Genomic DNA, 25,077 nt, shown 5'->3' with positions numbered 1-25,077 from the left:
TAACGCGCCGACCCGGATGTGATTGTGTTCCGGCAAACACCCGGGAGGCAAGACCATGAACCTGCATTCCCCAGGTGGCGTGTCGTTCGAGGTGAAGATCGCCTGTATCCGATTGCTAGACAAGGATTTTCTGCCGCAAGCGGCTCCTGCGGTCGCGCAGACTGCTGGATCTGGACGGATCAGACCGCGAAGCCGCTGAGTTCATGAGCCGATGAAGAAAAGGCGGGCGAGGGCGGCGCCGCCGCCCATGACGGCCGCGGCGGCCAGGAAGGGGGCAAGGAAGGTGCTGACCTTGATCTGCTTGCCTTCGGCCAGCAGTTTCGACATTTCGGCCTGAAGCTTTGCGGTGTTCGCATTCAGGTTTGCGATTTCGGCTTCGTGCTTGATTGCATCGGCGTCGGTCATGAATGGTCTCCTTGATGGTAATATAGGATGAAACCGTGTCCCGCGAAAGGCAAATGCCCGCCGCGCACGGTCGCCGGCAGACGGACATGCGAGGTCAGGGACGCCCGGCACGGGCGCTTGCAAGCCGGGCTTGCCCGGCGCCGTCCTTGAACCGCATGGTAGAATGACAAGACCGTATGTGGTGTGCTGCCCGGCCCTGGCCGGCGCGGCAGCGACGGCCAGGTTAACAGCCGGGCGCGATCTTTGATGATGGGCTGGCGATCGCCGCGCGAAGCGCGGCTCGGCCCGAAGGGCCGGCCCGGATTTTGGGGTGGTTGGCTTCGACGACCAGCCCGAAATCCGGGCAAATGGTGACAGCCAGGGCTTGAGAGGATGCAGTAATGAGCGGCGGATGGGTCAAGACAGTGGTGATGATGACAGGGCTGGCCCTGGCTGTCACCGGCTGTCGGGCACCAATGGGCGTTGACCCTGCCGAAATTCAGGTAGTCGATGGGGACACGATCCGATGGCAGGGTCAGCGCATCCGGCTGCAAGGACTGGATACTCCCGAACTGTTCAGCCCGCAATGCCCGGCTGAACTGGCGGCGGCGCGGGCGGCAAGAGATGCGCTGCGCGGGCGCCTCGCTGCCGCGCAGCGGGCAGAATTGAGGATCGCGCCGGAACTGGACCGATATGGGCGCGGTCTGGCAAGGCTCGCCCTCGATGGCGAGGACGTGGCAAGGGCAATGATCCGTGTGGGACATGCGCGACCATATGACGGCGGCGCCCGGCCCGGATGGTGTGGCTAATCGCGAATGCGGCCGCGCGGGTCGATTTGCCAGCCGGCGGCGGTACGCAGGATGCTGGCAGTGTCGCCATGCTGTGCGATGAACACGCGGTCAGCCTCGGCCTTTCGACCCTGGTGAAGATCGCCCGCGCGGTGGCCGCTCGGGCGGCGGCACCACACCCCCGGCGGCTTACAGCAGGTCGGGCACCCAACGGCCAGAACCGGGTGGCGATGAGTGGTAAAGTCGGGCATCGTGGAAATCTCCCTGTTCGGACAGGCAGGGGCGGCGCAAGCCGCCCTTGCCATTTTCGTCAGATGCAGCCGGGACGCCATGCGTCGATCCGTGCCTTTTTCTCGACGTCGATGTGCCACGCCTTCTGATAGTCGGGATCGGTGAACAGCTTTTCGAGGGCGTCGGCCTTTGCGGACTTCTTCATCGCCTTCCACGATTTGAAGCCGTTCCTGGTCGGATTGCAGCCGGTCAGGTCCAGCATGAGGCTGTCGAGATAGTCGGCATTCACGCGCTTGAAAAAGCCCTCGGCGGTTGGGGTCCAGACTTGGCGCAGGTCGGCGCCGGTGCTGGCCTCGATGTGGTCGAACAGTGCGCTTTTCTGCATCGGATAGGGCAGGGTCCGGGCCAGCCCCTCGGTCAGTGCGGCATTGCGGGCCTTCTTGCCTTCGGCTTGGAAGTCGGTGAAGGCCGTGAGGCGTTCTTCGTCGTCAAGCCAGCGGTGATGTTCGCCGTCACCCGACAGGCGCGGCTCCGGGGTCAGGCCATTGGCCTTCTCGGGGGTGATGTTGGCGCGATCCGGGCGGATATTGAACACGCTGTCATGGCCACTTTGCGCCGACAGGCCGAAGGCCAGCAGGTCGAGAGCGAGTTCCGGCTTTGCCAGCAGCGCCGCCTGAACGGCGTGAAGGCGGGCGCGGCGCATGTCCTCGACCAGTGCCGCATTATAGGGCGATTTCGGCGTGTCGTCGGCACTGCCAGCATGGCCGCTGGACGCGGCGAAGCCGGTCAGGATTTTGGCCTCGACGGCAGCGGCGTGGTCCTCGGGGCGGACATAGCCGCGCGAGGCGTCAACCATGCCGCTGCTATTCACATAGACGTAAGCGCCTGCGTGCTGACGCTGTTCGTCGGTATAGTCGCCCTCGGCCAGTTCCTGCAAAGCTTCAAGTTCGGCTCCGCCTTCTTCATCAAGCGCATCGGCCTGATAGAGTTCGGCCAGTTCATCATACCGCTCGGCCTGTTCCTCGGTCAGTTCGACCTCGACCTTGTAGAGCCGCGTCAGCTTTTCGATGATATTGTAGCTGACATAGCTTTCGGGAATGACTTCAATCCATTTCCAGCCTTCGGCCTCGATTGCGGTGGCGGCATCTTCCAGCTTCTCCGCAAACAGGCGGTCGAGAAGGTCGGGGTTTTGCAGATAGGTGCCGTTTTCCTCGAACAGATCACGGGTGACTTCGCCGCCTGCGGCGGTATAGGCATCCAGACCGACAAAGGCAGCACGGCGGTCGGTCAGCTTGACAGCCTCCGGCTGTAACCTTGCCTTGACGCGGTGCTCGGAAGCATGAGGGTTGCCCTCAACCTCGGCCAGCACCTCAAGCGCAAGGTCAGGATCATTTGCGACGGTGAACGCTTTGGCGATATTCAGGGTGATTTTTCCCGCTTTCAGAGCGGCCAGAACCGGCGCAGGCAGGTCCGATAGGGCGAGACGGCGATAGATTGCGGCCTCGCTCGTGGCGAAGGTTTTGGCGATGGTGGGCACATCTGCGCCAGCATCCCGCATCTTGGCGAAGGCGCGGATTTCATCGGCGGGGTTCAGCGCCTCGCGGACGGCATTTTCGACATTCGCCCATGCACGGGCGGTCGCGTCGTCGGGCGCAATCCTGACGGGAATTTCGGCCAGTTCCGGGCGGCGGTCCAGCAGATCGGGCTGCTTTTCGAATGCGCGGATCAGGGCGCGAAGGCGGCGGCCCCCGGCGACGATAGCAATGCGTCCATCGGCATCGGCAAGCCCGGCAAGGTTCTGGATCAGGCCGCAGGCAATGATGCTGTCAGCCAGCAGGTCAATGCGCTCGGCATCCGCGTCCTGACGCGGGTTCATATCCGACAGATAGAGCCGATCAAGCGGGAAATACTGGACCGGGGCGGCGACGACGTTCTTTTCGGTTTTCATGGTGATTATCCTTTTTTCGCGAAGTTGGTTTGTGTTATTGGTGCTCTGCCCCCTTTTGGGGGACAGAGCGGGCAATCAGATTGCCCCGTGCTGAATCAGGAAGCGGCGTCCAATGCCAAAGGTGTCGCCCTTCCTGACAAGCGCCCATGCTTCCGCGATACGCGCTTGCAGCCATTCATCCATTCGTCTCACCTCCTTTCAGGTTCGGGATGGGTGGGGGGGACGTTGGCCGTCCCTCCCCGTTGGGCCTGCTCGACAGGCCAACCTCGGCCCGCACGGAGCGGAGCGGGCCGATCCGGGGGTCAGTATTCTGACGGCAAGAGGATGGTGACGAGGCGGCGGGTCTGCGCGAGATCGCAAGGCGCTTCGGAGCCCGCGTCAAAGTCGTTGTTGTACAGGTCGATCTTCCACCAGACCTTCGTGCCGTTGACGATCACGGTCCCGAAATCACGCGCGCCCCAAGGGTCATTGGCCTCACTGAAAACCGTGTCTTTGGAGACAGAGACATAGGCGGCGGTTTCAAAATCGCGTCCCATGGCACGAACGCCCGGCGTGCTGACGATCAGGCCAAGCATGTCGCGGGGCAGTCCATCGATCATCCCCTTGCGGAAAGCGTCGTTCTGCCGGGCAATAAGGTCGGTTTCGAGCGTCGGAAAGTCACGCGGCTGGCCGTTGGCGGCGCATTTTGGGCACTGTTCCGGCTGTTCGATGGCGTCGAAGATATGCCAGCAGGCCCGGCAAGCGTAGGTCAGTTTATCGGTGTCGAGCATCATGCTCTCCTTTTTCGCGACATTCCCGCCTTGGTCTTTGCCTCGGTCGGGGTGCCCATAATGGGCGAAGGTTTCAGGCGAGAAGCGCGCAGCGCGCCCTCTCCTGAAGCCTTGCCAGGTGGCGAACCGGGTCGGTGAATTTCCAAGGGCGGCGCAGCCGGGACCGGAGCCACGCGCAGCAGCACGGAACCAAGCCGCCAGGCGCAGGTGGAGGAAGCGAGCATGGCGAGGACCCACCCCTTGGAAAGAGGGCCGGAACAGGCCCTCAATCCAGGATGCGGCGCGCACGCGCGACGTGGCCCAGGCAAAGCCGGGGCGTTCGGCCTTTGGCCGAATCCCCCGGCCGACAGCAGCCCGCGCCCCGGCGCGGGCTACCAGATCCTGATCGGCAGTAGTTGCAGGGCGATGCGATCGCCATTGGCACCCGCGCCAGTGACCGTGACCCGGATGGGCCGAGACGGGCAGGGCAGGGCGACCAGGACCGGCGCGCGAGGATCTGGCTCGGGACGAGACAGACCGCAGAAGCCGCAGCCGGTCGCATCGCCCTGACTGGCTCGGATCGAGGGCGCGCAGCGGCCGAGATTAGGGCACGGTCCCCGGACAAGGGACGGGGAGCCGCACAAAGGAGTTTCCGGCACCCACATCTGAACCCGCAAAACGCTATCCACAATACGGTAACCGACAAGCAGAAAGAAAAGGGGCTGTCTGCCCCTCGCCGCTGACGCGGCTCACCCCGAGCATATTTGACGAAGGTGAGATACGCTGCTGATCGACACGTTAATCATCACGCATAGGCAGAGCTAGCCGGCGTTGTGCGGCGGGAGCGGTTGTTGTGAGACTCCACAAAGTTTCAGTCAGATACCGTCAATTCAGGCATCAAGCGCCGGAGGCCCGGCTCCAGTTCCCTGAGCCACGCACGAGCCTGGCATCGCCACGACGGGCGGTGAGCCGACTTGCGGCATTGCGGCGGAGCATGTGCAGCATAAAGTCGAAGCAGCCATTTGCTACTGGCGTTGTTCTGCTTGATAGTTCGCAGAAGCCGCGCCGGTTGACACCCCTAGTGGTATCGTGAAGATAGTCGCTATGGGGATCCGCGATCTCCCCACGAGGCGACAGCTGAAGCTCGCGTTCCAGAAAACGACCGTTGAATCGGAGGAACGCATATGCCTGCGCCTGATGCGATAACCGCAGACAAGCTGTCGAAGCTGATTGGCACGTCACGCTGCCCGATAATTCTGGACAGCCAGCGCGAAGTCGTTCGCGCCAAAGACCCCTTCCTAGTGCCCGGCGCAAATGCGCTGAGCGATGAAGAGATGACACCGGAAAGACTTAAATCACTGATCGAACGCATGAGCGGACCTGTCGTGACCGTCTGCGCCGAAGGTCATGCCCGCAGTCAGGGGTTGGCAGCTCTGCTGCGCAGCAGGGGGATTGCCGCCGAATATCTGGAAGGTGGCTTCGCAGCGTGGCGCGCGGCGGGCTTACCGGTGATCGACCCGACCAAGATTACCGCGAGAGATGCAGAGGGCCGCAGTGTTTGGGTGACACGGTCGCGCCCGAAGATCGACCGCATCGCTTGCCCATGGCTGATCCGCCGTTTTGTTGATCCGCGCGCTGTGTTCCTGTTCGTGGCGCCAGCAGAGGTTGCCGATGTCGCCAACACCTTTGGTGCCATGCCCTTCGATGTCGAGGATTGCTTCTGGAGCCATCGCGGCGAGCTTTGCACATTCGATATCATGTTGCAGGAATTTGGTCTAAAGCTGCCCGCGCTCGACCGGCTTGCAGCAATCGTTCGTGGGGCTGACACGGCGCGGCCGGATCTTGCGCCCGAGGTTCCGGGGCTGCTGGCGGCCTCGCTGGGGCTGTCGCGGATGTATTCCGACGATCTGGAGCAACTTGAGGCCGGGCTGGCGCTTTACGACGCCTTCTACCGTTGGTGCCGCGATGCAACATCCGAGACGCATAACTGGCCGACGAACAAGCCAGGTGGTGCGGCATGAGTAACCGTCAGGGACAAGCCATAGCTCGATCCACTTCCGGTCGTGAGTTTCCGACACTGGCCGAGGCCACAAAAGTCTGGGCACGGGTCGCGGTCCTCTCATTTGGCGGGCCTGCCGGGCAGATCGCAGTCATGCACCGCATTGTAGTCGAGGAAAAGCGCTGGCTGGGCGACGACCGCTTCCTGCATGCGCTGAATTTCTGCATGCTGCTGCCCGGCCCCGAGGCGCAGCAGCTTGCCACTTATATCGGCTGGCTGATGCATGGCGTTCGCGGTGCGATCATCGCGGGTGGGCTGTTCATTCTGCCGGGCGTCGTCTCGATCATGGCGCTTAGCTGGATCTATGCTATCTGGGGCGATGTCGGGATCGTCTCGGCGATGTTCTTCGGGCTGAAGGCGGCGGTGCTGGCCATCGTGCTGCAGGCGCTGGTACGGATCGGCAAGCGGGCGCTGAAGAACGATGCGATGCGCGCCATCGCGGCGCTGTCCTTTGTCGCGATCTTTGCCTTCGCCGCACCGTTCCCGCTGATTATCGCTGTCGCGGCGCTTGTGGGCTGGCTGGGCGCAAGGGCCGGGCTGGCGGCGTTCAAGCCGGGTGGCGGGCATGGGGCAGTGGGTTCGGTTCATGTTAACGATGCCGATACAGTGCTTGGTGCGGAAATGATCGTGATGCCCGCATCCGAACGGCGCGCGGTGCTGATTGCGGGAATCGCGGCACTGGCGCTGTGGCTTCTGCCGGTCGGACTGCTGGTCGTGTCCTTGGGTGCGGGGAATGTCTTTACTGACATTGCCACCTTCTTTTCAAAAATGGCGGTCGCGACCTTCGGCGGTGCCTATGCGGTTCTGGCCTATGTCGCGCAAGAGGCCGTGGGCACCTATGGCTGGCTGCGCCCCGGCGAGATGCTGGACGGGTTGGGCATGGCCGAAACGACGCCCGGCCCGCTGATCATGGTTCTGCAATTTGTGGGCTTCATGGCGGCTTATCGCGAAGCAGGTGGTCTGCTGGCCGGGACGGCGGGCGGGCTGCTTGCGACCTCGGTCACCTTTGCACCTTGCTTTGCGTGGATCTTTCTTGGTGCGCCGTGGATGGAGCGATTGCGCAACAATCGGTCGATCTCTGCCGCCCTGACCGCAGTGACGGCGGCGGTGGTGGGTGTCATCCTGAATCTGGCGATCTGGTTCGCCATTCATGTCATCTGGCGCGAGGTCGCGCGGGTCGATCTCGGCCCGCTGTCGCTGGAACTTCCGAAACTGGCGTCGATCAACTGGGCGGCGGCGGCGTTGACCGTTCTGGCGGTCGTTGCGGTCTTCCGGTTGAAGCTGGGAATGACGACCGTTCTGGCCGCCTCCGCCGCCGCTGGTGTCCTGCTCTATTTGGCGGGATTGACCTGATAGGGCCAATGCCGGTGCAGATCGTCCATGATCAGCGCGTGGTGGTGCCCTTGCACACCGTGTTCGCGCAGATGCGGGTGGTCGTCGGGCAGGTCGGGGTGATCATGGGCGATATCGCTCGGGTCGCCTGCGGGCCATAGGCGCATCGCCAGAAGCACGCCTCCCAGCCCGATCAGCGACATCAGAACGAAGGTCGCAGCCAGGCCCATGCCCGCGCCGAAGCGTCCGGCCAGTGGATAGGCCTGACTCCTTCCTACCAGGGTTAGCGCGGCCTTTGAGTGCCACGCCGAAGTGCGTTGTTCGTAATCGCAGCGAATGGCAGGTTCGACGGGCCGCGCCGCAGCATCTGAAACTTCGATGAAAGGCAGGATTGGGCCGGGAGCGACGTCCGCTGATGCCTGCCGGCTGTTCGACCCGCTGCGGCGCCGCATGTCTGCTCCGAGCCCTTAGCGACGTTCGGACTGACCGGAGCGAATACAGTTGCAGAGCGAACGGTCGGCCCCAACCAGACTTTGACGGTGTTATTGGTTGCTGCACTGCAGCTTCCCAGAAGCGGACATTGACGAGCGGTGGCTAGTCCACAGCTAGTTGGTGACTTAACCTGAATCTAATTCTAAAATGACTTGAGAGTGAAGGGGTGCTCCACTCAAGTAGAGCAGGCTGGACAAGTTTTTGCTCGTTCAACGTTTTTTAATGGAACTTGGGTAGTAGCTGACGGGACTACCTGAACCGTACGCAAATCATAATCGTATCGATCCAAGAAGACTTCACTTGCATGGGTCGCGGCCAATGCTGCCGCCTGCATAGATGCAGGGACAGCATAGGGAATGAATGAACCTTGCGCACAAGGCCGAATGGCTGTGCCGGTTTCCCTGGCCTCCGGCTTGAGTGGATTAAAGCGCCACTCGCCCTCGAAGCGCGGCTTCAGACAGCGATAGCAAGCTCTGCCTTTTTCCCAGCGGGCAAGATAGCTTTGTGCAGCAAGGCCATTGCCAAAGAGCATGGTAAATAGCGTCGGCGGAAAGGGCTCAGCACCACCTATCCGCGTGAGCGCGAAGCCATTCAGCGCCTCGGAGAACTGCTCATCGCCCGTTGCATCGATGACCAGATCATAGCCTGCAAGGCGATCAAAAGTGCCCTGCGCCTGCGCGGCGACAGCCTCAAGCTGCGCGTCCGGAAAATCGCTTCCGAGTAGATCAGCCAAGGCCACGGCCTTATTCCGCCAAAGATGGCGAGCGCCCAGGATGTGCCGCCCGAGATTTTCCGGCTTGAGATCGTCATGGTCGATAAGCAGCAACGCGGCACCTTGCCCCGCACCAAGCTGGACAAGGGCACGGGCGAGATAGCCGCCAATGGTTCCACACCCGATCATGGCCAGCCGCTTCCCCGTTAGCGGCGCTGCTCTATCGAGATTGCGCGCCATGATTTCATCATGGCTGGCAGGTACGCAGTGGAAGGTCTCCAAGCGCGCACGTCCGGCCTCTTTTTTCCAAAGACCGGGCAGCGCAGACGCCCTAAATCCCCCTTGCTCCGATTTCTTGATCAGCGCAGTCTTTTCCGCGCGGAACCCGATTATCGCATTCGAAGCTGCAATGAGGAGCGAGGGTCGTTCCTTGGCCGTGCCAATGGCTAGATCGACCAATGATCGCGCGCTTCCCGTTTGAGACTGAAGCCAGTTGGTCGCGCCTTCCAGCGTAAGCGTGCCGGATGATGGCGGACGGATCGCATCAATCGCGTGCACCACCGGCGCTTCGAAGGTCTTGCTGAATGTCCCCCCGGCCTTTTTGGTCCAAGCTTGAAGGCGCTCTTCGCTCTTTCCTGCAATGAGGATTTGTGGACCGTTTTGAAACGTACATACTCCGAACACGCAGCGCGTTAATCCCGACTGTTCATCGATAAGGCAATAGGGCGTGGCGCTCCAATAGGCAGCCAGCTCGGTCATGTAGGCTGAGCTCGGGTTGCCGTGAAGCAATGTGTTGAGCGTTGTGCGGGCCTGCTCAAGACAGGATGCAACGCTGCGATCTGGCTGGTAGCGGTCGAGCAAGAACGTGGCTTTTTCCGCATAGCACAGGGTACCGTCGCTGACGATATGAGCGGTGAGGCGCTTGGGAAGAGCGTCGCGCTTTAGCACCCGGATTTTCGGCAGGTCTAAAAAGTCGTAATCGGTGATCTCGATCTCTAAGGATACTGATACCGTGCCAATCTTAACTTGGCCTTGATACCGATCCCGCCCGGAGCCTGGCACGAGGGTAAACCCGTGTCCGGCAAGAACCTCACGCACGCGCTCCCAAGTGTTCATCACCCCGAAGTCGTGCGCGCCGTGGTCTTGAGCGGTGCGCTGGAGATAACCGCCGCAGGGGCGGCGATCTCGGGCACCTTGCTATGAGCTTTGACAAGATCGGGGCGGTTCGGCACGCGCCGCCCGAGCGCTTTCTGAAGGCGCTGCACGGTCAGGTCTTGCAAGTAATGCCCGTTCAGCGCGGTCCCGACCGTCTCGTGCAGTTGGTTAGCGGCGCTGCGATAGCGGGCACGCTCGATGTCGTCCCAGTCGTTGAGGGCGCTCGGAACGTCCAAGACCGGGTTCTGGATAGGATCGCGCATAAAATTGGAAAGCGCGCCTGCGACCTGATGAAACGCCAAATCGTCTCGCGCCTCGTCGGCAGAGACAAAGCCTTCGCGGTAGCAGTTGGCGATACAGACCATGAGGGCAACCGAAGATGGCCCGCCCTGTTCGAATGCAAAATCGCGCCATCCCTTGAAGTATCGGCTCTGACGCCGGACCTGGGGCCCGTAGCGTGAGAACTGTTCTTCGAACCAGTCATGAAGGGCGCGGGGATCGGACTGCACCCAGCCCTCTTCGCGGTGTGCGAGCATGATCCGGTCGGAAGGGATGCGAAGCGTGCGATGACGGTCCATCAGAGTAAGCATCTGGGATGCGGCGGTCACCAGCGTTTCCCCCGTCGCATCGCGAAGGCTCTTTTCCAAGGTCTCGAAGGCTTCATCAGGGATCGCGTAGAGCGGGTAATCGATATGCATGAACGGGCTGATCTCGACCCGCACACAGGTACTCTTCTTCTTGATGGTCCAGCCTTCGGCATCACACAGAGGCTTGATGGCCGTCTCGACCAGTTCGAAGAATTTCTTAGCGGCAAGACCAGGTTCCTGACGGGCCAAGAACGAAGTCTTTACATAGACGCCCGTGTCGCGGTCGCATTGCTGCGGCGGCATGAAGGCCGGTTCGACGGCGGTGTCATAGGCAAGGCCCCCTTGAAGAAGGAAGCGAACATCAAGGGTCGGCGGCGCTTGCTTGGAGGCGCGGTAGGCATCGGTGGCGAGCGCCATCTGCTTGCCGAACTGAACGGCCTCGGCGGCGGCGCGGCGGATAGCGGCGCGAAGCTTCCGGTCGGCCTGCAAAAGGGCGCGGCGCGTCTCATCCGGCAGCAAGATCGCCTGATGGTAGGACGCGCTCGTGTTCGCGCCGAGAAACAGAGCATGGGCATTCATAGTTGACATAGGACCCACCGGGTTCGTGACATCACATCCCACATGATATAGGATGGACGGGCGAAAAACAAACCAGATCTTGAGGAATCTCGCGGTTGTACAGAGTCTTAGATAAAACGGCGTTGAATTGGGTTCTGTTCATCCTGTTCGGGGTAAGCCTGGCCGTCAACGCGGTGCTGATCTGGCCGGAGACGGCCTCGGAACTCATGCGTGTCATCTACACGACCCCGGCCACCTTCGGGCTCATTAGCCTGGTGCTTGGAGCAACCCCTCTGTGGCGCAAGCTTTGGGGGTTTTTCCCGCTGCTAAACAGCTGGGTTTTCCCCGATCTAAACGGGCGCTGGCAAACTGAAATCCACTCAAACATCGCCGCGATGGCAGCGCATCATCCGGATTTTGCGAGCACCGACCCGCAAACCATCAATACACTGGTGCCCGGGCAATTCGAGATCGTTCAGGACTGGTTCAGGCTCTACATCCGTTTTGATGCCGATGACAGGTACTCGACCTCGAACACGCTTGTAGTCGAGCCGAGAAAAGACCGCGAGTCGGGTCGGTTCACGCTCACATATGTCTACAAAAACGGGGTATCCGGATTAAGTGGTAGATGGAGCCCCCTTGCTCCTTCGAACCCTTAACTCTCCCAGAAGGTTGATAGATCGACGCCGTAGTTTTTCTCAGGCTCGGGAAGACCCATGCTGTAGGTCATGGTGGCCTTGCCCAGGAAGGGGGATTCCTTGATCTGCGGCACCTTCTTCTTGTGCTTGGTGGTGTAGAGCATCCGGGCCCGCATCACCTCGAATGAGTAGCCCCGGCCATCGCGGTTCTTGTCCTTGGCCAGCCGATTGATCGACTCCGTGAAGGCGTTGGTGATTGGGGTGTCGGTTTCGAAGTAGGCCAGCACCTCCTCGCGCCATCCGCTGACGGCGCTGACGAGATCCTTCCACACCTCTTTCTGCCCCTGTGGAATGTCGTCAATCCAGCGGGCCAGCGCCTTTTCGGCATCACGCCGGGTGGTGCTGTCCCAGATGTGGTAGAACCGCTCCTTGTGCTCGTAGGCCGCCAGGAGCTGAGGGAAGGCCCCTGTCCATGTCTCCATGATAAGCCGCTCGCGATCTGAAACGTCGTGGGCACGCTTCAGCAGGATCTTCCTATCGCCCTTGAGGGTCCGCCGCTGGTTTGGCTTCAGATCCTTCCTGAGTCCCTTACGCACCTTCTCCAGGGCTTCGTTGGCCATCCGCACCACATGGAACTTATCGACCACAATGCGAGCCTGCGGCAGTACCGCCTGGACAGCACGGCGGTAGGGTTTCCACATATCCATGCTGACGATCTCGACCTGGTGGCGCTCGGTCATGCTCATGAGGCGCCTCGTCACCGCGTCCTGCTGGCGACCGGGCAGCAGGTCCAGTAGGGTACGCTCCTCCAGGTTGGTCAGGATGCAGCGGTAGCGGCGGTTCAGGTACAGCTCGTCGATCCCCAGGCAGCGGGGTGTCTCGAAACGATGCCAGGCTGCCAGGAACTCAGCCTTCTTCTTGAATATCTCGCGGACAGTCTTCTCGTCGAGGCCCGTGGTATCAGCCACGTAGGCGTAGGGGTGATTGAAGGCTTCCTTCTCGACGTGGTTGTAAAGCCTCCGCGTCATGCGGTGATCGTCTACCATTTCCGGAAGAGCTGGCCGGAACGTCCTTCCACACGCCCGGCAGGTGTAGCGGCGACGGACCACCCAGAGGGTGACCCGCTTTCCGTGGATGGGTAGGTCGCGATAGGCCACATCGCGCTTGCCGAACCTGACAAACTCACTCTCAACGCCGCATTCCTCGCAAGCTAGAGGCTCAGGAGCTTCGACCTGGTAGTGGAGATCATGCTCTTCCATCTTGGTGCCTAGGACGTGGTACTCGGGAAGGTGAAGGATGTTGTCAGGCAAGCTAGTCATGCAAACTTTCCTTGTCGACATGGTCCATAGATGATCGCGACTCTTTGACCGCGTTGTTTTCAACGAACTGAAGGTGAGTTACTCCCTTGGGTCTTCTGCTTCTCTGAGCCCTTCATGCAATGACGCAATTAGCGGGCAAGTGATATTGCCTTGTTGTGCATGGCATCTGTCGACCATTTCGCTCAGCACCTTCTCAATTCTTTCAAGCCTGTCGATCTTCTCGCGAACGTCCCCTAACTTGTGCTCTGCGAGAGCACTGGCTTCTTGACAGTGGGCGCCATCTTCCAGCCGAAGTAGGTCACTGATCTCATCCAGACTAAAGCCCAGCTGCTGCGCCGTTTTCACGAACGTCAACCTGTCGATATCGGCGGCACTATAGCGTCGAATACCTCCGGGAGGTCGTTCGGGCTCCGATAATAGCCCTCGTCGCTGGTAATAGCGGATTGTCTCGACATTGACGCCGGCCGCCTTGGCCAGGCCGCCAATGGTCATGGTGTCCGCCACTTTATCTGCATGTCTCTTCATGATGCTTGACTCCGTACCAAGCTACGGAAGTAACCTTATCGTAGCTCCCCCCATCCCGAAAGGAGAATCGTCAATGCGGACATCTAAAACGGGGCGAGGGCCCCTGGCCGCCGGAGGAGTCGCGGCCCTCCTGGCCTCGGCGTGTTGCCTCGGCCCGCTGGTGCTGATCACGCTGGGCGTTTCCGGCGCCTGGATCAGCAATCTGGCGGCGTTGGAGCCCTATCGCCCGCTCTTTATCGGCGTCGCGCTGGTGGCGATGTTCTTCGCCTGGCGTCGCGTCTTTCGGCCAGTGGAAAAGTGCCAGCCGGGAGAGGTGTGTGCCGTGCCACGGGTCAGGACGGGCTACAAGGCGATCTTCTGGCTCGTATCGCTGCTGGTGCTAATCGCCCTGGTATTCCCCTACATCTTGCCCCTGTTCTATTAAAAGGAGATCTACCATGAAAGCTCGTTTCGCCTTCATCGCGCTACTCGCCCTGCTCAGCACGCCCGCCTTAGCGGCCCTGCAGACCGTGACGCTGTCGGTGCCGGGCATGACCTGTGCCGCCTGCCCGATCACCGTCAAGGCCGCCCTCAACAAGGTGGACGGCGTCTCGCAAGTCGACGTGAGCTACGCGGATCTCGAGGCCGTGGTCACCTTTGACGACGCCCGAACGTCGGTGGAGGCATTGACCGAGGCCACCATCAACGCTGGGTATCCATCAACCCCGACATCCTCGCAAGCGGATCGAGAGTGATCATGAAGAATCCCAAGCCCCTGCTGCGCGTGAGCGTGATCGGCACCGTCCTGGTGGCATTGTGCTGCTTTACGCCGATCCTGGTGATCCTGCTTGGCACGGTGGGCCTGGCGGGGCTGACGGGCTATCTCGACGTTGTGTTATTGCCGGCCCTGGCCTTCTTCATCGGCCTGACCATTTATGCGATTTGGCGTAAGAAGCAGTTCGACGCCTGTTGTGACAACGGCTCTATCAAATCAAGGAATACGCCCCCTGAGTGACATCAAGCAGCTGCACATCGCGGTCATCGGGTGAGTTGTTTACGAGCTTGCCCGCCACGGTGAAGGAATAAGCGTGAAAGATTCGCAGAAATTTTTAAGCGTCGTGCTTGGCACCGGGTTGATGGTGCTGTGTTGCGCCGCGCCAATCGCCCTGGTGCTATTCGGTACGGCGGGCCTGGCCGCGTTGGCAGGCTATCTCGATTACCTGCTGTTTGCCGCCCTGGCCATCGGCTTACCTCTCTACGCGCGATACCACAAGCGGAAGCAGGATGCCGGCTTTACTAATGAAGACTCGGAGAAACGTGATGATTGAACTCAACGTGAGTGGCATGACCTGTGACCGCTGTGCGGATCATGTCAGGGAAGCCCTGGAGAAGCTGCCCGGCGTGCAGTCGGTGGAGGTATCCTATCCTCAGGGGACGGCATCGGTAGCCGTTGATCCGGAGACACCGGCCTCGGCGTTGACGTTTGCCGTGACCCGACTTGGCTACCAAGCTCGACTGGCCAACAGTGGGCCCACTTCCCCGGCAGGCGCATCGGTGTCCAAGGGCCGTGATGAAGACGCCCCGCACATCGCGGTGATCGGCAGCGGCGGCGCCGCCATGGCGGCGGCCCTGAAAGCCGCCGAGCGCGGCGCCCGGATCACCCTGATCGAACGCGGCACCGTCGGCGGTACCTGTGTCAATACAGGCTGTGTGCCTTCGAAGATCATGATTCGCGCGGCCCATATTGCCCACTTGCGTACGGAAAGTCCCTTCGATGCAGGCCTGAGCGCCCAGGCGCCGGTGGTGGATCGGGCCAAGCTGCTCGAGCAGCAGCAGCGACGTGTCGAGGAACTGCGTGACGCCAAGTACGAGGGGATTCTGCGCGACCACCCGGCCATCACTGTCCTGCACGGCGAGGCCCGGTTTATCGATGCCCATAGCCTGATGGTCAAGCTGAACGAGGGCGGCGAGCAGGTCGTCCACTTCGACCGCGCCTTCATCGGTACTGGCGCCCGACCGGCAGTACCGCCGATCCCGGGTCTTGCCGACACCCCCTACCTGACCTCTACCAGTGCTCTGGCCCTGGACACTCTTCCCGAGCGGCTGATTGTGATCGGCGCCTCGGTGGTGGCCCTGGAACTGGCCCAGGCCTTCGCCAGGCTGGGCAGCCGGGTCACGGTGCTGGCCCGCAGCCGCCTGCTCTCCCAGGAAGACCCGGCGGTAGGGGATGCGGTGGAGGCGGCGTTTCGCCGCGAGAGCATCGAGGTCCTCAAGCAGACCCAGGCGAGCCGCGTGGACTACACCGACAATGAATTCATTGTCGACACCAACGCCGGCACCTTGCGGGCGGATCAACTGCTGGTGGCCACCGGACGGACACCCAATACCGAGGCCCTGAACCTGGCGAGCCTCGGCGTGGAAACCGCACATGGGGCTATTCTGGTCGATGAGCATCTGCACACCACGGTGCCGGGGCTCTATGCCGCCGGTGACTGCACCGATCAGCCGGAGTTCGTCTATGTCGCCGCCGCCGGGGGCAGCCGGGCTGCCGTCAACATGACCGGGGGCGAAGCCACCCTGGACCTGAGCGCCATGCCGGCGGTGATCTTCACCGACCCCCAGGTGGCCACCGTCGGCCTGACGGAAGCCGAGGCCATCGAGCAAGGCTTCAGCGTCGATACCCGCGAGCTGGACCTGGAAAACGTGCCGCGTGCGCTGGTGAATTTCGACACCGGTGGTTTCATCAAGCTGGTGGCCGAACGCGACTCGGGCCGGTTGCTGGGGGTGCAGGCGGTGGCGGGGGAAGCCGGTGAGCTGATCCAGACGGCGGTGATGGCGCTACGCGCACGCATGACCGTACACGACATCGCCAATGAGCTATTTCCCTACCTGACCATGGTGGAAGGGCTCAAGCTCTGTGCCCAGACTTTCACCAAGGATGTGACGCAGTTGTCCTGCTGTGCCGGGTGAACGATATGAGCGCGACCGTGGTGCCACTGGGCGGCGGCACCACGGGTTTTGGGCATGGACACCACAGGGAGCTCTGTCACGATGAACACGACACTACCCGATTGCGGGATGATGGGGGCGATGGGCTGGATAATGCCAGTGATCGGAATTGCCCTACTATTGCTGCTGGTCCTGGGCATCGCCTGTTTGGTGAAGTATCTGCTCTCTAGCAAGTGAGCGTACTGAGCGAGCCATCAACCAGCTAATCCGTTGTGGGTTGAGTTTGTCGGCCACCTTTCTCTCTCGCATACCAACCAGATAATCCGGATACCCCTTAGTTTCCCCCATATTCTGCCACCGTGAAAAATTTACATTTTCCCTATTTTTGTGCATTTTGAGGCGTGATGTCAACTTCGCGGATGCAGAGTTGAACGATGAAAGTCCCGAAAAGTCTTGCTTCAAGGGAAGTGAAATTTGCCTTACGGCACGGCCTTCGGATGGAGTTCGCTAGTGGGTTAAGCGGCTCGACTAAGCGGACCTGCCCAGGGGTCTGGCTTTATCGACGGCTTTGGTCCGCTCGGAGTAGTTCGTCCGCCAGCGCCATTGTTTCGGTGGCGCCGGAGTGGATTGCAGCGTCCAAAGCCTGGGTCTGAGGAAGGACTCTTGCAGCGAAAAACCGAGCTAAAGCGGATATGCTGCGGCAATGTGGCTTCGCCGAAGTATCCCGGTCGCAGCTTGCCGCCATGCGGACCCACATCCAGGCGAAGCTCACCAGCGCGACGAACCCCAGGTAATCGGTCGCGCTTGCACCCAGTTCCACAGCGTCGCCCCGTTTGGCAACAAGCTCGTCGGTCAGCTTCTCCAGCCTGCCGAGCGCTCCCTCGACGGCCTGTATGGTGCTGTCGAACTGCGGCACCCCCTTCGCTCTCACGATATCTGCGCGCATCAGGTCAAAAAAACCGCGGGCGACCGCGCCATCTTCCAGCGGCAGTTTGCGGGAAACCAGATCCATCGCCTGAACCCCGTTGGTCCCTTCGTAGATCTGAGCGATCCGGGCGTCGCGCACATACTGCTCCATTCCCCACTCGCGAATGTATCCGTGACCGCCGAACACGTGCTGGGATTGTACCGTGATCTCGAAGCCGAAATCCGTGAAGGCCGCCTTTACCACCGACGTCAGAAGCGCCACAAGCCCCTCGGCCTTCCGCCTCCGGTCCTGGTCCGGGTGGCGCTCGGCGACATCCATCTGCAAGGCTGTGAAGACCGCCAGCGCCCGCCCGGCCTTGGTGAGAGCCTGGCCAGTCAACAGCATCTTGCGCACGTCGGGATGCTCGATGATCCGCACCGGCTCGCGCGATCCGTCCGCCGAGCGGCCCTGCAATCGTTCTCTAGCAACTGTATCTTTCAGGGGTGTCTGTGCTCCCATTCCCGTCGGCTTTTGCACAGAGCATTGGCGATGATGACGAGCTTGCGCGCGACGGCCGTGACGATGACCTTGTGTGGTTTCCCGGCTTTACGGAGCCGATCAGCGAACGCTTTGAGTGTCGGGTTATGATGCGAGGCAACCAGCGCTGCCTGGAACATGACATGTCGTAGGGCGCGTCTACCACCGGCGATTGCGCGCTTGCCACGCAACGTTCCGCTGTCCTGCGCCACTGGTGCCAAACCGGTCAGGGCCGCAGCTTCTTCGCCGGTGAGAGCGCCGAGTTCGGGAAGTTCGGCGATCAGCGTTGAGCTGGCGACTGGTCCGATGCCGGGAACGGAACGAAGGATCCGCGCGGTGTCCGCGAGATGCCTGTAGCGCCCCAAAAGCTCTGAAATTCTGCTTTCCAACTCGGTGATCGCAACATCCAACTCTCCTTCAACTCCACATCGATATCCTCGAACAGCTCTGCCGTTCCCGATTTCTGATGCGCCCGGATCTGCGCCAGAAGCCGCTTTCGCATCTCGACCACCTGTACCCGTCTGGTGGTCAAGGCCCTGAGAAGACGTAGATGTTCGGCGGGAAGTGTTCGTCCTGCCTCGGGTCTGAAGACCAAGAAGCGCGCTATGAGTTCGGCATCGATCCTGTCGGTCTTTGCTCGGGTTCCAAGGCTGCGCGCGAAGGCCTTGACCTGGGCCGGCGGCACTTGGCGGGCCTCGACGCCTGCATCCTGAAGATAGGACCAGAGCCGCCATTCCTGCCCACCCGTCGCTTCGAAACAGACGACGGCTCTCTGGTCGTGAGCGAGATCGGACACCGCGACATGGCCATTATCGGTATTGGGGATGCGATGACGCTGACCGTCCGGAAGGCAGTGAATATCGAGCCAGTCTCGGCTCACATCTATCCCGATGATCCGACCGTGTGTTACCTTCTCCATGCTCTCCTCCTTCTGATACGCGGTCCCACGAGGGCCGCTGGCAACTGTTCGAGACAATGAAGGAGAGGCGGTGCCGACAGGCTAAGAAGCGTGGCCATGCCACAAGGGTCAGACGTCGCGCACCACCCCGTCACGGGTCCTGGCCGGGACACGTGACGGGGTCACGCTAGCAGATCTACGATACAGAAGGGTCAGGATGCATTGATTTCGGTTGCACAGCATGATTCACGGCTCCGAAAACGGAGCGTTGAAATGAGCGATCTCTTCTGGCTGACCGACGCGCAGATGGCACGTCTGGCCCGTTTCTTTCCCAAGTCTCACGGTAAGCCTCGGGTCGACGACAGACGCGTGCTGAGTGGGATTATCTTCATCAACCGCAATGGCTTACGCTGGCGAGATGCGCCTTCCGCCTATGATCCACACAAGACGCTTTACAGCCGCTGGAAGCGATGGAGCGAAAAGGGGATCTTCGCGCGGATGATGGTCGGGCTAGCGGCGGCACACGGCGAAGAGACGACCGTGATGATCGATGCGACATTGCTGAAGGCCCACCGAACGGCGACCAGCATGGCCGTCAAAATGGGGGCGTGGCCGCCTGATCGGGCGAACCAAAGGCGGCATGAACACTAAACTTCACGCCATCTGTGACAGTCAGGGACGACCGATCGACCTGTTCGTCACTGCGGGACAGGTGAGCGATTACATCGGCGCACGGGCCCTGCTCAGCGGCCTGCCAAACTTCAAATGGCTGCTCGGTGATCGCGGCTATGATGCCGACTGGCTCCGAAAAGCATTGCAGGACAAGGGCATACGCGCCTGCATCCCCGGTCGAAAACAGCGGAAGACGCCGGTCAAATACGATAAGCGACGCCACAAGCGGCCCAACCGGATCGAGATCATGTTCGGCAGGCTAAAGGACTAGAGGCGCGTCGCGACCCGCTATGACCGATGCCCAAAGGTGCTCCTCTCAGCCATCGCCCTCGCGGCTGTCGTCATCTATTGGTTATGAATCCTGACCCCAATGCCAGCAACGATAGCTGCTGTTATTTGGCGGGATGGCAGTTCACCCCGTCGGCCGCCATCGGATGGCTCAAGGACACGGTGGGCGGCATATGCTGTGCCGCCCACCTCTCGTTGCTTGTCAGTTGGCGACGCAGGTGAAGCTCTCTGCGCTCGACGGATCTCCTTCCCCATCGTACTCGGCATAGAGCGGGTACGGACACAGAGGACGCGAAAGATTCTTGCCGCCAAAATAGTCCGGGTTGGACACCGTGGCTTCAAGCCGTTCGATGGGAAGATCGTCCTCGACCCAAGCCATCAGCGGGGTCAGCAGGTCGACATCGTCTGTTGCCGGACCTCCCTGGCAATGGTTCATCCCGGGGATAATAAATAGCCGCGCAAAGTCCGCTGCCTGACCATCGGCTGTCTCGTTGACGGCATTCCAGTACTTGATCGTATCAAGTGCGGAAAATGCTGCGTCTGCCGCTCCGTGATAGATCACGAGCTTTCCGCCGCGGGATGCGAAATCGGAAAGGTCCGGCGAATCCGCGTTACCAAGTTCGGCCGACGAGACGGGGTAAAGATCGGTAGTCGCATAGGCGAGCGCCGGCGTCTCGTCTATGTTGAAGTTCATCTCGAACCGCACATATTCATCCGGGCGCAGAGGCACCGGTGGGGTCTGCCAGAGCATTGCGTGTTGCGGAGTGCTGAGGGTCACTTTGCGGGCATTGTTTTGGTCGCTGTCATAGGAACCGAACCACCACGACCGGAATCCGTCATTCACGCTGTCGCCGATCCGCCCGCCGATACCGGGATCCCAGGGATGGCCGGGATACAGCCTTGTCCCGTCTGATGTCACGGGTCCGGCCATCCCGGCGACAAAGGCGTCGATCTGATCCTCCAGCAGGCAACCTTCTTCCTTTGCACCAGAACAAGTAAGTGCTCTCAGTCGCGGAAGCACTGTAACAGTCGTACAGGCCTCAATATTATTGGACATCCGGTCCTCCAACCCGTCCAGCGCATCGCAGGCACCAACAACCGCGTCAGCGATCAGTTGAATGTCGTTGTCCGAATAAAGCTTGTTCAGCAGCGGGATTCCGTCAGGCCCCAACTGGTTCCGCGTTTCCGCCAGGTTCCCAAAGATTCTGAGCAGAAACGGCGCATAGGCTGCCGAGTATGAGAAGCGGATCCCCGGTGCACCGGCCGCAATACCATCATACAGATCGGGATAGCGCTGCGTCATCAGCAAAGCTTCGCGTCCGCCTTCCGAACAACCGATGAAATAGGACTTTTCAGGTGCAGCACCATAATATTTCTCGACAATTGCCTTCCCTACACGTGTCACAATATCATAGGACATGTAGCCGAAATCAAGCCGCGCCTGCGGATCCATGCCGAATGCGGAGCGCCCCGAGGCATTGCTGTCGGAGTTGGTGTCATTGTCATGGCCTGAATCTGTTGTCACGACCGCAAAGCCACGCTCAAGAGCAGAATCCTCTTGGTTGAGCCCCGTCGGCCCCATGGCGTCTTTCAATACGCCGTTCGAGCCGCTGCCCCCCTCCATGTAGAAGCGGCCATTCCAGTCCTGCGGCAACCTGAGTCGAAACTTGATCGAATAATGTTGCCCGTCCACAGGGCTGATCCGATCATTGATCGCACCGACAATTTCACAATGCGCCGGCATACCCTTATCTCCGGCATGCTCTGCAATTTCGATCAGGCGAAAACCTTGGACATCCGCTGGAAGCTCAATCTCCGTGAGATTCGCCGCGTCAAAGCAAGATAGAAACTGATTGGGAAAATCTCCGGCGACAGCGGCATCGGCATGATCCACACCCGTCAAGAAGAAACCGCTCGCGATTGCTGCAAGGGCCGTAGTTGATCTGATAATTGGCATTTACTCTCCTCCATTTTGTCACTCCTGCGCACCCCGGAATCGCTTCAACAAATCAAACGCACTCGCACAGCGGGCGGCGAATGCCCTTAATTGCTCCAGCAACCCTCTACCGAAACGCATCCTCCGTCGCGTCGCCGGTAGATCCTGGCTCTTCGCCGTTTTAGGTAGCTTCATTCTCAAAAAAACCGATGTTCGTTATTCGAACAATATCCGAAATTCGCGCTTTTGGATTGTTAGCCGTAAAACCTATGCTGTCAAGCGTGGGAATGACGGGCACGTGCCGCGGCGGCGATACTGGGGTGATGCGGACAACCTCCAGATCGTGGAGGGGAGCTTCGTCGGGCGACGTGAGGTGGCGGTAACGACACGTCGGCATGGTATCGCGCTTCCTGCTGACTATGTGGCGGCGGCAGTATCGGAATGGCGAGCTTTACGCCGCGACGCCACCTACGTTTGTCCCGCTGAAGGCCCACCGACCGGCGACCAGCGTGGCCGTGAAAAAGGGGGCGTGGCCGCCTGATCGGGCGAACCAATGGCTGCTCGGTGATCGCGGCCATGATGCCGACTGGCTCCGAAAAGCATTGCAGGACAAGGGTATACGCGCCTGCATCCCCGGTCGAAAACAGCGGAAGACGCCGGTCAAATACGATAAGCGTCCGATTGGTGCCGCCTGCCTGAAGAAGGCTGGGTGAGCTAAGACACATGCATAAAGACGTAGTTATGCACGTGTCTTAGTGGGAGATGCTATACTGGGCGAGGTTCGGGCCGCATTCTGAACCCGCACAATCCCCTGCACCCTCTCGGCCTGTTCTTGTGGAACTGCGGCTTTCCAATGGTCGTTGCCTTCGTTTTGACAGCAGCATGGATGGCGAGGCGCTGACCCGGCTGATCCGCGCGATGGAAGCGGCATGATCGGCCCGGGCACTGGCGTTCGCGTCTACTTGGCCTGCGGCGCAACTGACATGCGGAAGGGAATTGCCGGCCTTTCGGCCCTGGCTCAGGACGTGTTGCGCCAGAAGCCAACCAGCGGTGCGGTTTTTGCTTTCCGGGGGCGCAAGGGGGATCGTCTGAAGCTGCTCTACTGGGATGGCCAAGGCTTCTGCCTCTACTACAAGGTCCTCGAGCGCGGGCGCTTTCCCTGGCCGAACCCCGAAGCCGGGGTGGCGCGGCTGACCTCCGCCCAGTTGGCGATGCTGTGAGAGGGGATAGACTGGCGGCGTCCGGACTGGGGCGCACCGCCCGCCCGGGTCGGGTAGATTATCCCTCTGAATCTCCTTGTTTTATTGGCCTCACATGCCTGCGCATGGTATCAGTCGGCATGTCCGATGATGCCCATATTCTCTCTGACGACCCCGCAGTCCTGAAGGCGATGATTGCCGCGCTTCAGGCAGAGAATGCGCGCATGTCGGCCACGCTCCAGGCCCACGAGCAACTGGTTCAGGCCTTGCGCCTGCGGATCGCCAAGTTGCAGAAACAGGCCTTCGGCAAGTCTTCGGAAAAAGATCGAGCGCGAGATCGCCCAGCTGGAGCTGGCGCTGGAGGATCTGCTGGTCGCGGCCGCCGAACAACACGACGGGTCGACCGAGGACGATGAGCCTGCCGCGACCGATGCTCCTGTTGCCGAGGCAGAGCCGCGACGCAGGCCGCGCGTGTCGGAGGCAACGCCCCGCGAACGCCGGGAGCTCGACCCTGGCTCCTGTTGCCCCGATTGTGGGGGTGACCTGCGAGTGGTGGGTGAGGACGTCAGCGAGCTTCTAGACCTGGTCGCGGCGCAGATGAAGGTCATTCAGATTGCGCGGGTGAAGAAGTCCTGCCGCCGGTGTGAGAAGATGGTGCAGCCTGCGGCCCCGAGCCGTCCAATCCCCGGCAGCATGGCTGGTCCGGGGCTGCTGGCTCAAATCCTCGTCTCGAAGTTCGACGACCATCTTCCATTGTATCGTCAGCACGAGATCTACGCCCGCATGGGCGCCGACATCCCTGACAGCACGCTTCTGGATTGGTGCGGGCGCGCCATGAAGGTGCTCGCTCCCGTCATCGAGCGGATCGAGGCCGAGGTGATGTCCGCGCCGGTGCTGCATGCAGATGACACCCCGATCCGCGTGCTGGACCGGTCACGTCGGGACCGCGGTCTCGGCAAGGGTGTCAAACAAGGCCGGATCTGGGCCTATGTCTCTGACCAACGACCTTGGGCCGGCATGGCGCCACCCGGCGTCGTCTACCGCTTCTCCCCGGATCGGAAGGGGGAGCATCCGCAGCGCCACCTACAAGCCAGCCGTGGCATCCTTCAGGCAGATGCCTATGCCGGCTTCAATCCGCTCTACGAACAGCGCGCGGATGGCAGCGGCCAGTTCCGAGAGGCCGCGTGCTGGGCGCACTTGCGGCGCGACTTCCACGATGTCTGGGAAACCACGAAGTCCGAGATTGCGCGGGAGGCCCTCGACCGGATCGGCAAGATCTACGACGTCGAGCGCGAGATTGCCGGCCAGCCGGCGGCACTGCGCCAGGCTACGCGTCAGCAGCATTCCCGCCCCATGGTGGATGGCTTCAAAGCATGGGCCGAGGCCCAGCTGCTGCGCATTCCGGGGAAGAGCGATCTCGCCAAGGCCATCCGTTACGGCCTCAGCCGCTGGCCCTCCTTCGAGCTCTTCCTCGAAGACGGCCGCGTCGGCATCGATAACAACCCGGCCGAGCGTGCCATGCGCCCGATCGGCATCGGGCGGAAGAATTGGCTCTTCGCGGGCTCCGACAGCGGTGGCGAAACGCTGGCCCGGGCCATGACGCTCATCGAAACCGCCAAGATGAACGGGCTCGATCCGCAGGCTTGGCTGGCCGATATCCTCGACCGCATCCATGATCACAAAATCAACCGGATCGACGAGCTGCTGCCTTGGTTGTGGCAAGCGAAACGTCAGCCCAGCAGCGAGGCTGCCTGATGGCGACGACCACCTCCGTCTGTATGCTCAGTCGCCTCGCCAACCTGCTTGGGGAGGATCTGGACCTCCTCGAAGCCATCGTCAGCAACGACGACAACCTAACCTACGGCAATATCGTCAGTGTCTAAGTCAACCAAGAAACCTACCAGACTGCCCTCACCGACGACGGCATCGGCGAACTTCGCGACATGCTCAGGGCTGCCCGGATATCGACAGAGGAATGGCAAGGCTTCCTCGAGGACTTCGTCGGCGATCCAGACATCATCGCACGCGTAAAGGACATGAAACTGCGGTGGCTATCGGGCGCTTACGGTCAAATACGATAAGCGACGCTACAAGCGGCGCAACCGGATCGAGATCATGTTCGGCAGGCTAAAGGACTGGAGGCGCGTCGCGACCCGCTATGACCGATGCCCAAAGGTGTTCCTCTCAGCCATCGCCCTCGCGGCTGTCGTCATCTATTGGTTATGAATACTGATC

At 61.0% G+C, this 25,077-nt stretch carries 23 protein-coding genes and 5 pseudogenes; 15 read left to right on the top strand and 13 right to left on the bottom strand.

From position 1 onward, the window contains the following. Positions 1–201: 201 nt before the first annotated feature. Complete coding sequence (locus PAF20_RS17895; protein WP_090525223.1) at positions 202–405, bottom strand: hypothetical protein; 204 nt, start codon at positions 403–405, stop codon at positions 202–204. A 380-nt stretch (positions 406–785) separates the two neighbouring features. Here PAF20_RS17895 and PAF20_RS17890 point away from each other — a divergent pair, with 380 nt between their 5' ends. Continuing rightward, positions 786–1,193 carry a thermonuclease family protein gene (locus tag PAF20_RS17890; protein ID WP_271073617.1) on the top strand — a complete coding sequence of 136 codons (408 nt, stop codon included), beginning with the start codon at positions 786–788 and terminating at the stop codon, positions 1,191–1,193. Here the strand turns inward: PAF20_RS17890 and PAF20_RS17885 are convergent. The 3 genes from PAF20_RS17885 to PAF20_RS17875 form a co-directional block, all read right to left on the bottom strand. Further along, positions 1,190–1,504, bottom strand: a complete 315-nt coding sequence (locus PAF20_RS17885; protein ID WP_271073616.1) for a zinc finger domain-containing protein — start codon at positions 1,502–1,504, stop codon at positions 1,190–1,192. The two genes, PAF20_RS17890 and PAF20_RS17885, sit on opposite strands and share 4 nt — an antisense overlap. Next, the gene (locus PAF20_RS17880) at positions 1,483–3,351 is read right to left on the bottom strand and encodes a ParB/RepB/Spo0J family partition protein (protein ID WP_271073615.1); all 1,869 of its coding nucleotides are present in this window, start codon (positions 3,349–3,351) and stop codon (positions 1,483–1,485) included. Before PAF20_RS17880 ends, PAF20_RS17885 begins: the two co-directional genes overlap by 22 nt. 302 nt (positions 3,352–3,653) lie before the next feature. After that, complete coding sequence (locus PAF20_RS17875; protein WP_271073614.1) at positions 3,654–4,409, bottom strand: DUF3768 domain-containing protein; 756 nt, start codon at positions 4,407–4,409, stop codon at positions 3,654–3,656. 875 nt (positions 4,410–5,284) lie between these two features. On the opposite strand from PAF20_RS17875, the gene PAF20_RS17870 reads away from it, so the two are divergent. Together PAF20_RS17870 and chrA are read left to right on the top strand one after the other, a co-directional pair. Next, positions 5,285–6,121 carry a sulfurtransferase/chromate resistance protein gene (locus PAF20_RS17870; protein ID WP_271073613.1) on the top strand — a complete coding sequence of 279 codons (837 nt, stop codon included), beginning with the start codon at positions 5,285–5,287 and terminating at the stop codon, positions 6,119–6,121. Continuing rightward, positions 6,118–7,512, top strand: coding sequence for a chromate efflux transporter (chrA, locus tag PAF20_RS17865; RefSeq protein ID WP_271073612.1), 1,395 nt, complete (start codon positions 6,118–6,120; stop codon positions 7,510–7,512). The genes PAF20_RS17870 and chrA overlap by 4 nt, the downstream gene beginning before the upstream one ends. Here chrA and PAF20_RS17860 read toward each other — a convergent pair. From PAF20_RS17860 to PAF20_RS17850, 3 genes are all read right to left on the bottom strand, one after another. Beyond that, complete coding sequence (locus tag PAF20_RS17860; protein ID WP_271073611.1) at positions 7,491–7,943, bottom strand: hypothetical protein; 453 nt, start codon at positions 7,941–7,943, stop codon at positions 7,491–7,493. The genes chrA and PAF20_RS17860 overlap by 22 nt on opposite strands. A 215-nt stretch (positions 7,944–8,158) precedes the next feature. Then, positions 8,159–9,811 (bottom strand): ThiF family adenylyltransferase, encoded by a 1,653-nt coding sequence (locus PAF20_RS17855; protein ID WP_271073610.1) that lies wholly within the window; start codon positions 9,809–9,811, stop codon positions 8,159–8,161. Then, entirely contained in the window at positions 9,811–11,016 is a 1,206-nt protein-coding gene (locus PAF20_RS17850; protein WP_271073623.1) for a CBASS cGAMP synthase, read from the bottom strand. Before PAF20_RS17850 ends, PAF20_RS17855 begins: the two co-directional genes overlap by 1 nt. Before the next feature lie 122 nt (positions 11,017–11,138). On the opposite strand from PAF20_RS17850, the gene PAF20_RS17845 reads away from it, so the two are divergent. Further along, positions 11,139–11,654: a hypothetical protein gene (locus tag PAF20_RS17845; RefSeq protein WP_271073609.1), complete on the top strand. Its 516-nt coding sequence runs from the start codon at positions 11,139–11,141 to the stop codon at positions 11,652–11,654. On the opposite strand, the gene PAF20_RS17840 is transcribed toward PAF20_RS17845, so the two are convergent. Continuing rightward, a complete protein-coding gene (locus PAF20_RS17840) occupies positions 11,651–12,952 on the bottom strand; it encodes an ISL3 family transposase (protein WP_033988338.1) in 1,302 nt (433 codons plus the stop codon). The genes PAF20_RS17845 and PAF20_RS17840 overlap by 4 nt on opposite strands. A 78-nt stretch (positions 12,953–13,030) precedes the next feature. After that, positions 13,031–13,477: a mercury resistance transcriptional regulator MerR gene (gene merR, locus PAF20_RS17835; RefSeq protein ID WP_006911920.1), complete on the bottom strand. Its 447-nt coding sequence runs from the start codon at positions 13,475–13,477 to the stop codon at positions 13,031–13,033. A gap of 73 nt (positions 13,478–13,550) precedes the next feature. Between merR and merT the strand changes: the two genes are divergently transcribed. The 5 genes from merT (at position 13,551) to merA (ending at position 16,426) form a co-directional block, all read left to right on the top strand. Then, a complete protein-coding gene (gene merT / locus PAF20_RS17830; RefSeq protein ID WP_027965778.1) occupies positions 13,551–13,901 on the top strand; it encodes a mercuric ion transporter MerT in 351 nt (116 codons plus the stop codon). Positions 13,902–13,914: 13 nt separating this feature from the next. Then, positions 13,915–14,211, top strand: coding sequence for a mercury resistance system periplasmic binding protein MerP (gene merP / locus PAF20_RS17825; RefSeq protein WP_022519794.1), 297 nt, complete (start codon positions 13,915–13,917; stop codon positions 14,209–14,211). Between the two features lie 2 nt (positions 14,212–14,213). Continuing rightward, a complete protein-coding gene (merF, locus tag PAF20_RS17820) occupies positions 14,214–14,471 on the top strand; it encodes a mercury resistance system transport protein MerF (RefSeq protein ID WP_033988342.1) in 258 nt (85 codons plus the stop codon). 73 nt (positions 14,472–14,544) lie between these two features. Continuing rightward, positions 14,545–14,784: a mercury resistance system transport protein MerF gene (merF, locus tag PAF20_RS17815; RefSeq protein WP_027965777.1), complete on the top strand. Its 240-nt coding sequence runs from the start codon at positions 14,545–14,547 to the stop codon at positions 14,782–14,784. Continuing rightward, on the top strand, positions 14,777–16,426 hold the full coding sequence (gene merA / locus PAF20_RS17810) for a mercury(II) reductase (RefSeq protein ID WP_271073608.1): 1,650 nt from the start codon (positions 14,777–14,779) through the stop codon (positions 16,424–16,426). The genes merF (PAF20_RS17815) and merA overlap by 8 nt, the downstream gene beginning before the upstream one ends. 535 nt (positions 16,427–16,961) lie before the next feature. On the opposite strand, the gene PAF20_RS17805 is transcribed toward merA, so the two are convergent. Genes PAF20_RS17805 through PAF20_RS17795 form a run of 3 tightly spaced genes read right to left on the bottom strand, consistent with a single transcriptional unit; the run spans position 16,962 to position 18,768 of the window. Next, on the bottom strand, positions 16,962–17,786 hold the full coding sequence (locus tag PAF20_RS17805) for an acyl-CoA dehydrogenase family protein (RefSeq protein ID WP_353620629.1): 825 nt from the start codon (positions 17,784–17,786) through the stop codon (positions 16,962–16,964). A gap of 23 nt (positions 17,787–17,809) precedes the next feature. Continuing rightward, the gene (locus PAF20_RS17800; RefSeq protein ID WP_271073607.1) at positions 17,810–18,214 is read right to left on the bottom strand and encodes a transposase; all 405 of its coding nucleotides are present in this window, start codon (positions 18,212–18,214) and stop codon (positions 17,810–17,812) included. Further along, positions 18,130–18,768, bottom strand: a complete 639-nt coding sequence (locus PAF20_RS17795; RefSeq protein WP_271073606.1) for an IS110 family transposase — start codon at positions 18,766–18,768, stop codon at positions 18,130–18,132. Before PAF20_RS17795 ends, PAF20_RS17800 begins: the two co-directional genes overlap by 85 nt. A 252-nt stretch (positions 18,769–19,020) precedes the next feature. Here PAF20_RS17795 and PAF20_RS17790 point away from each other — a divergent pair. Further along, positions 19,021–19,777, top strand: a pseudogene (locus tag PAF20_RS17790) (IS5 family transposase). A gap of 132 nt (positions 19,778–19,909) precedes the next feature. Here the strand turns inward: PAF20_RS17790 and PAF20_RS17785 are convergent. After that, on the bottom strand, positions 19,910–21,664 hold the full coding sequence (locus PAF20_RS17785; protein ID WP_271073605.1) for a tannase/feruloyl esterase family alpha/beta hydrolase: 1,755 nt from the start codon (positions 21,662–21,664) through the stop codon (positions 19,910–19,912). Positions 21,665–22,194: 530 nt separating this feature from the next. Here PAF20_RS17785 and PAF20_RS17780 point away from each other — a divergent pair. The 5 genes and pseudogenes from PAF20_RS17780 to PAF20_RS17760 form a co-directional block, all read left to right on the top strand. Beyond that, a pseudogene (locus PAF20_RS17780) lies at positions 22,195–22,320 on the top strand (IS5/IS1182 family transposase); the annotation flags it as partial. A 252-nt stretch (positions 22,321–22,572) separates the two neighbouring features. Then, the gene (gene tnpB / locus PAF20_RS17775) at positions 22,573–22,863 is read left to right on the top strand and encodes an IS66 family insertion sequence element accessory protein TnpB (RefSeq protein WP_271073604.1); all 291 of its coding nucleotides are present in this window, start codon (positions 22,573–22,575) and stop codon (positions 22,861–22,863) included. 119 nt (positions 22,864–22,982) lie between these two features. Further along, positions 22,983–24,597: pseudogene (tnpC, locus tag PAF20_RS17770) on the top strand (IS66 family transposase). Further along, positions 24,597–24,923 (top strand): annotated as a pseudogene (locus tag PAF20_RS17765) (hypothetical protein). The pseudogenes tnpC and PAF20_RS17765 overlap by 1 nt, the downstream one beginning before the upstream one ends. Continuing rightward, positions 24,898–25,068: pseudogene (locus tag PAF20_RS17760) on the top strand (transposase); the annotation flags it as partial. The pseudogenes PAF20_RS17765 and PAF20_RS17760, both read left to right, overlap by 26 nt. Positions 25,069–25,077: the final 9 nt, after the last annotated feature.

The organism is Paracoccus albus, from assembly GCF_027913035.1.
Lineage (GTDB): Bacteria > Pseudomonadota > Alphaproteobacteria > Rhodobacterales > Rhodobacteraceae > Paracoccus > Paracoccus albus.
This window is presented reverse-complemented; position numbering and strand designations above follow the sequence as displayed.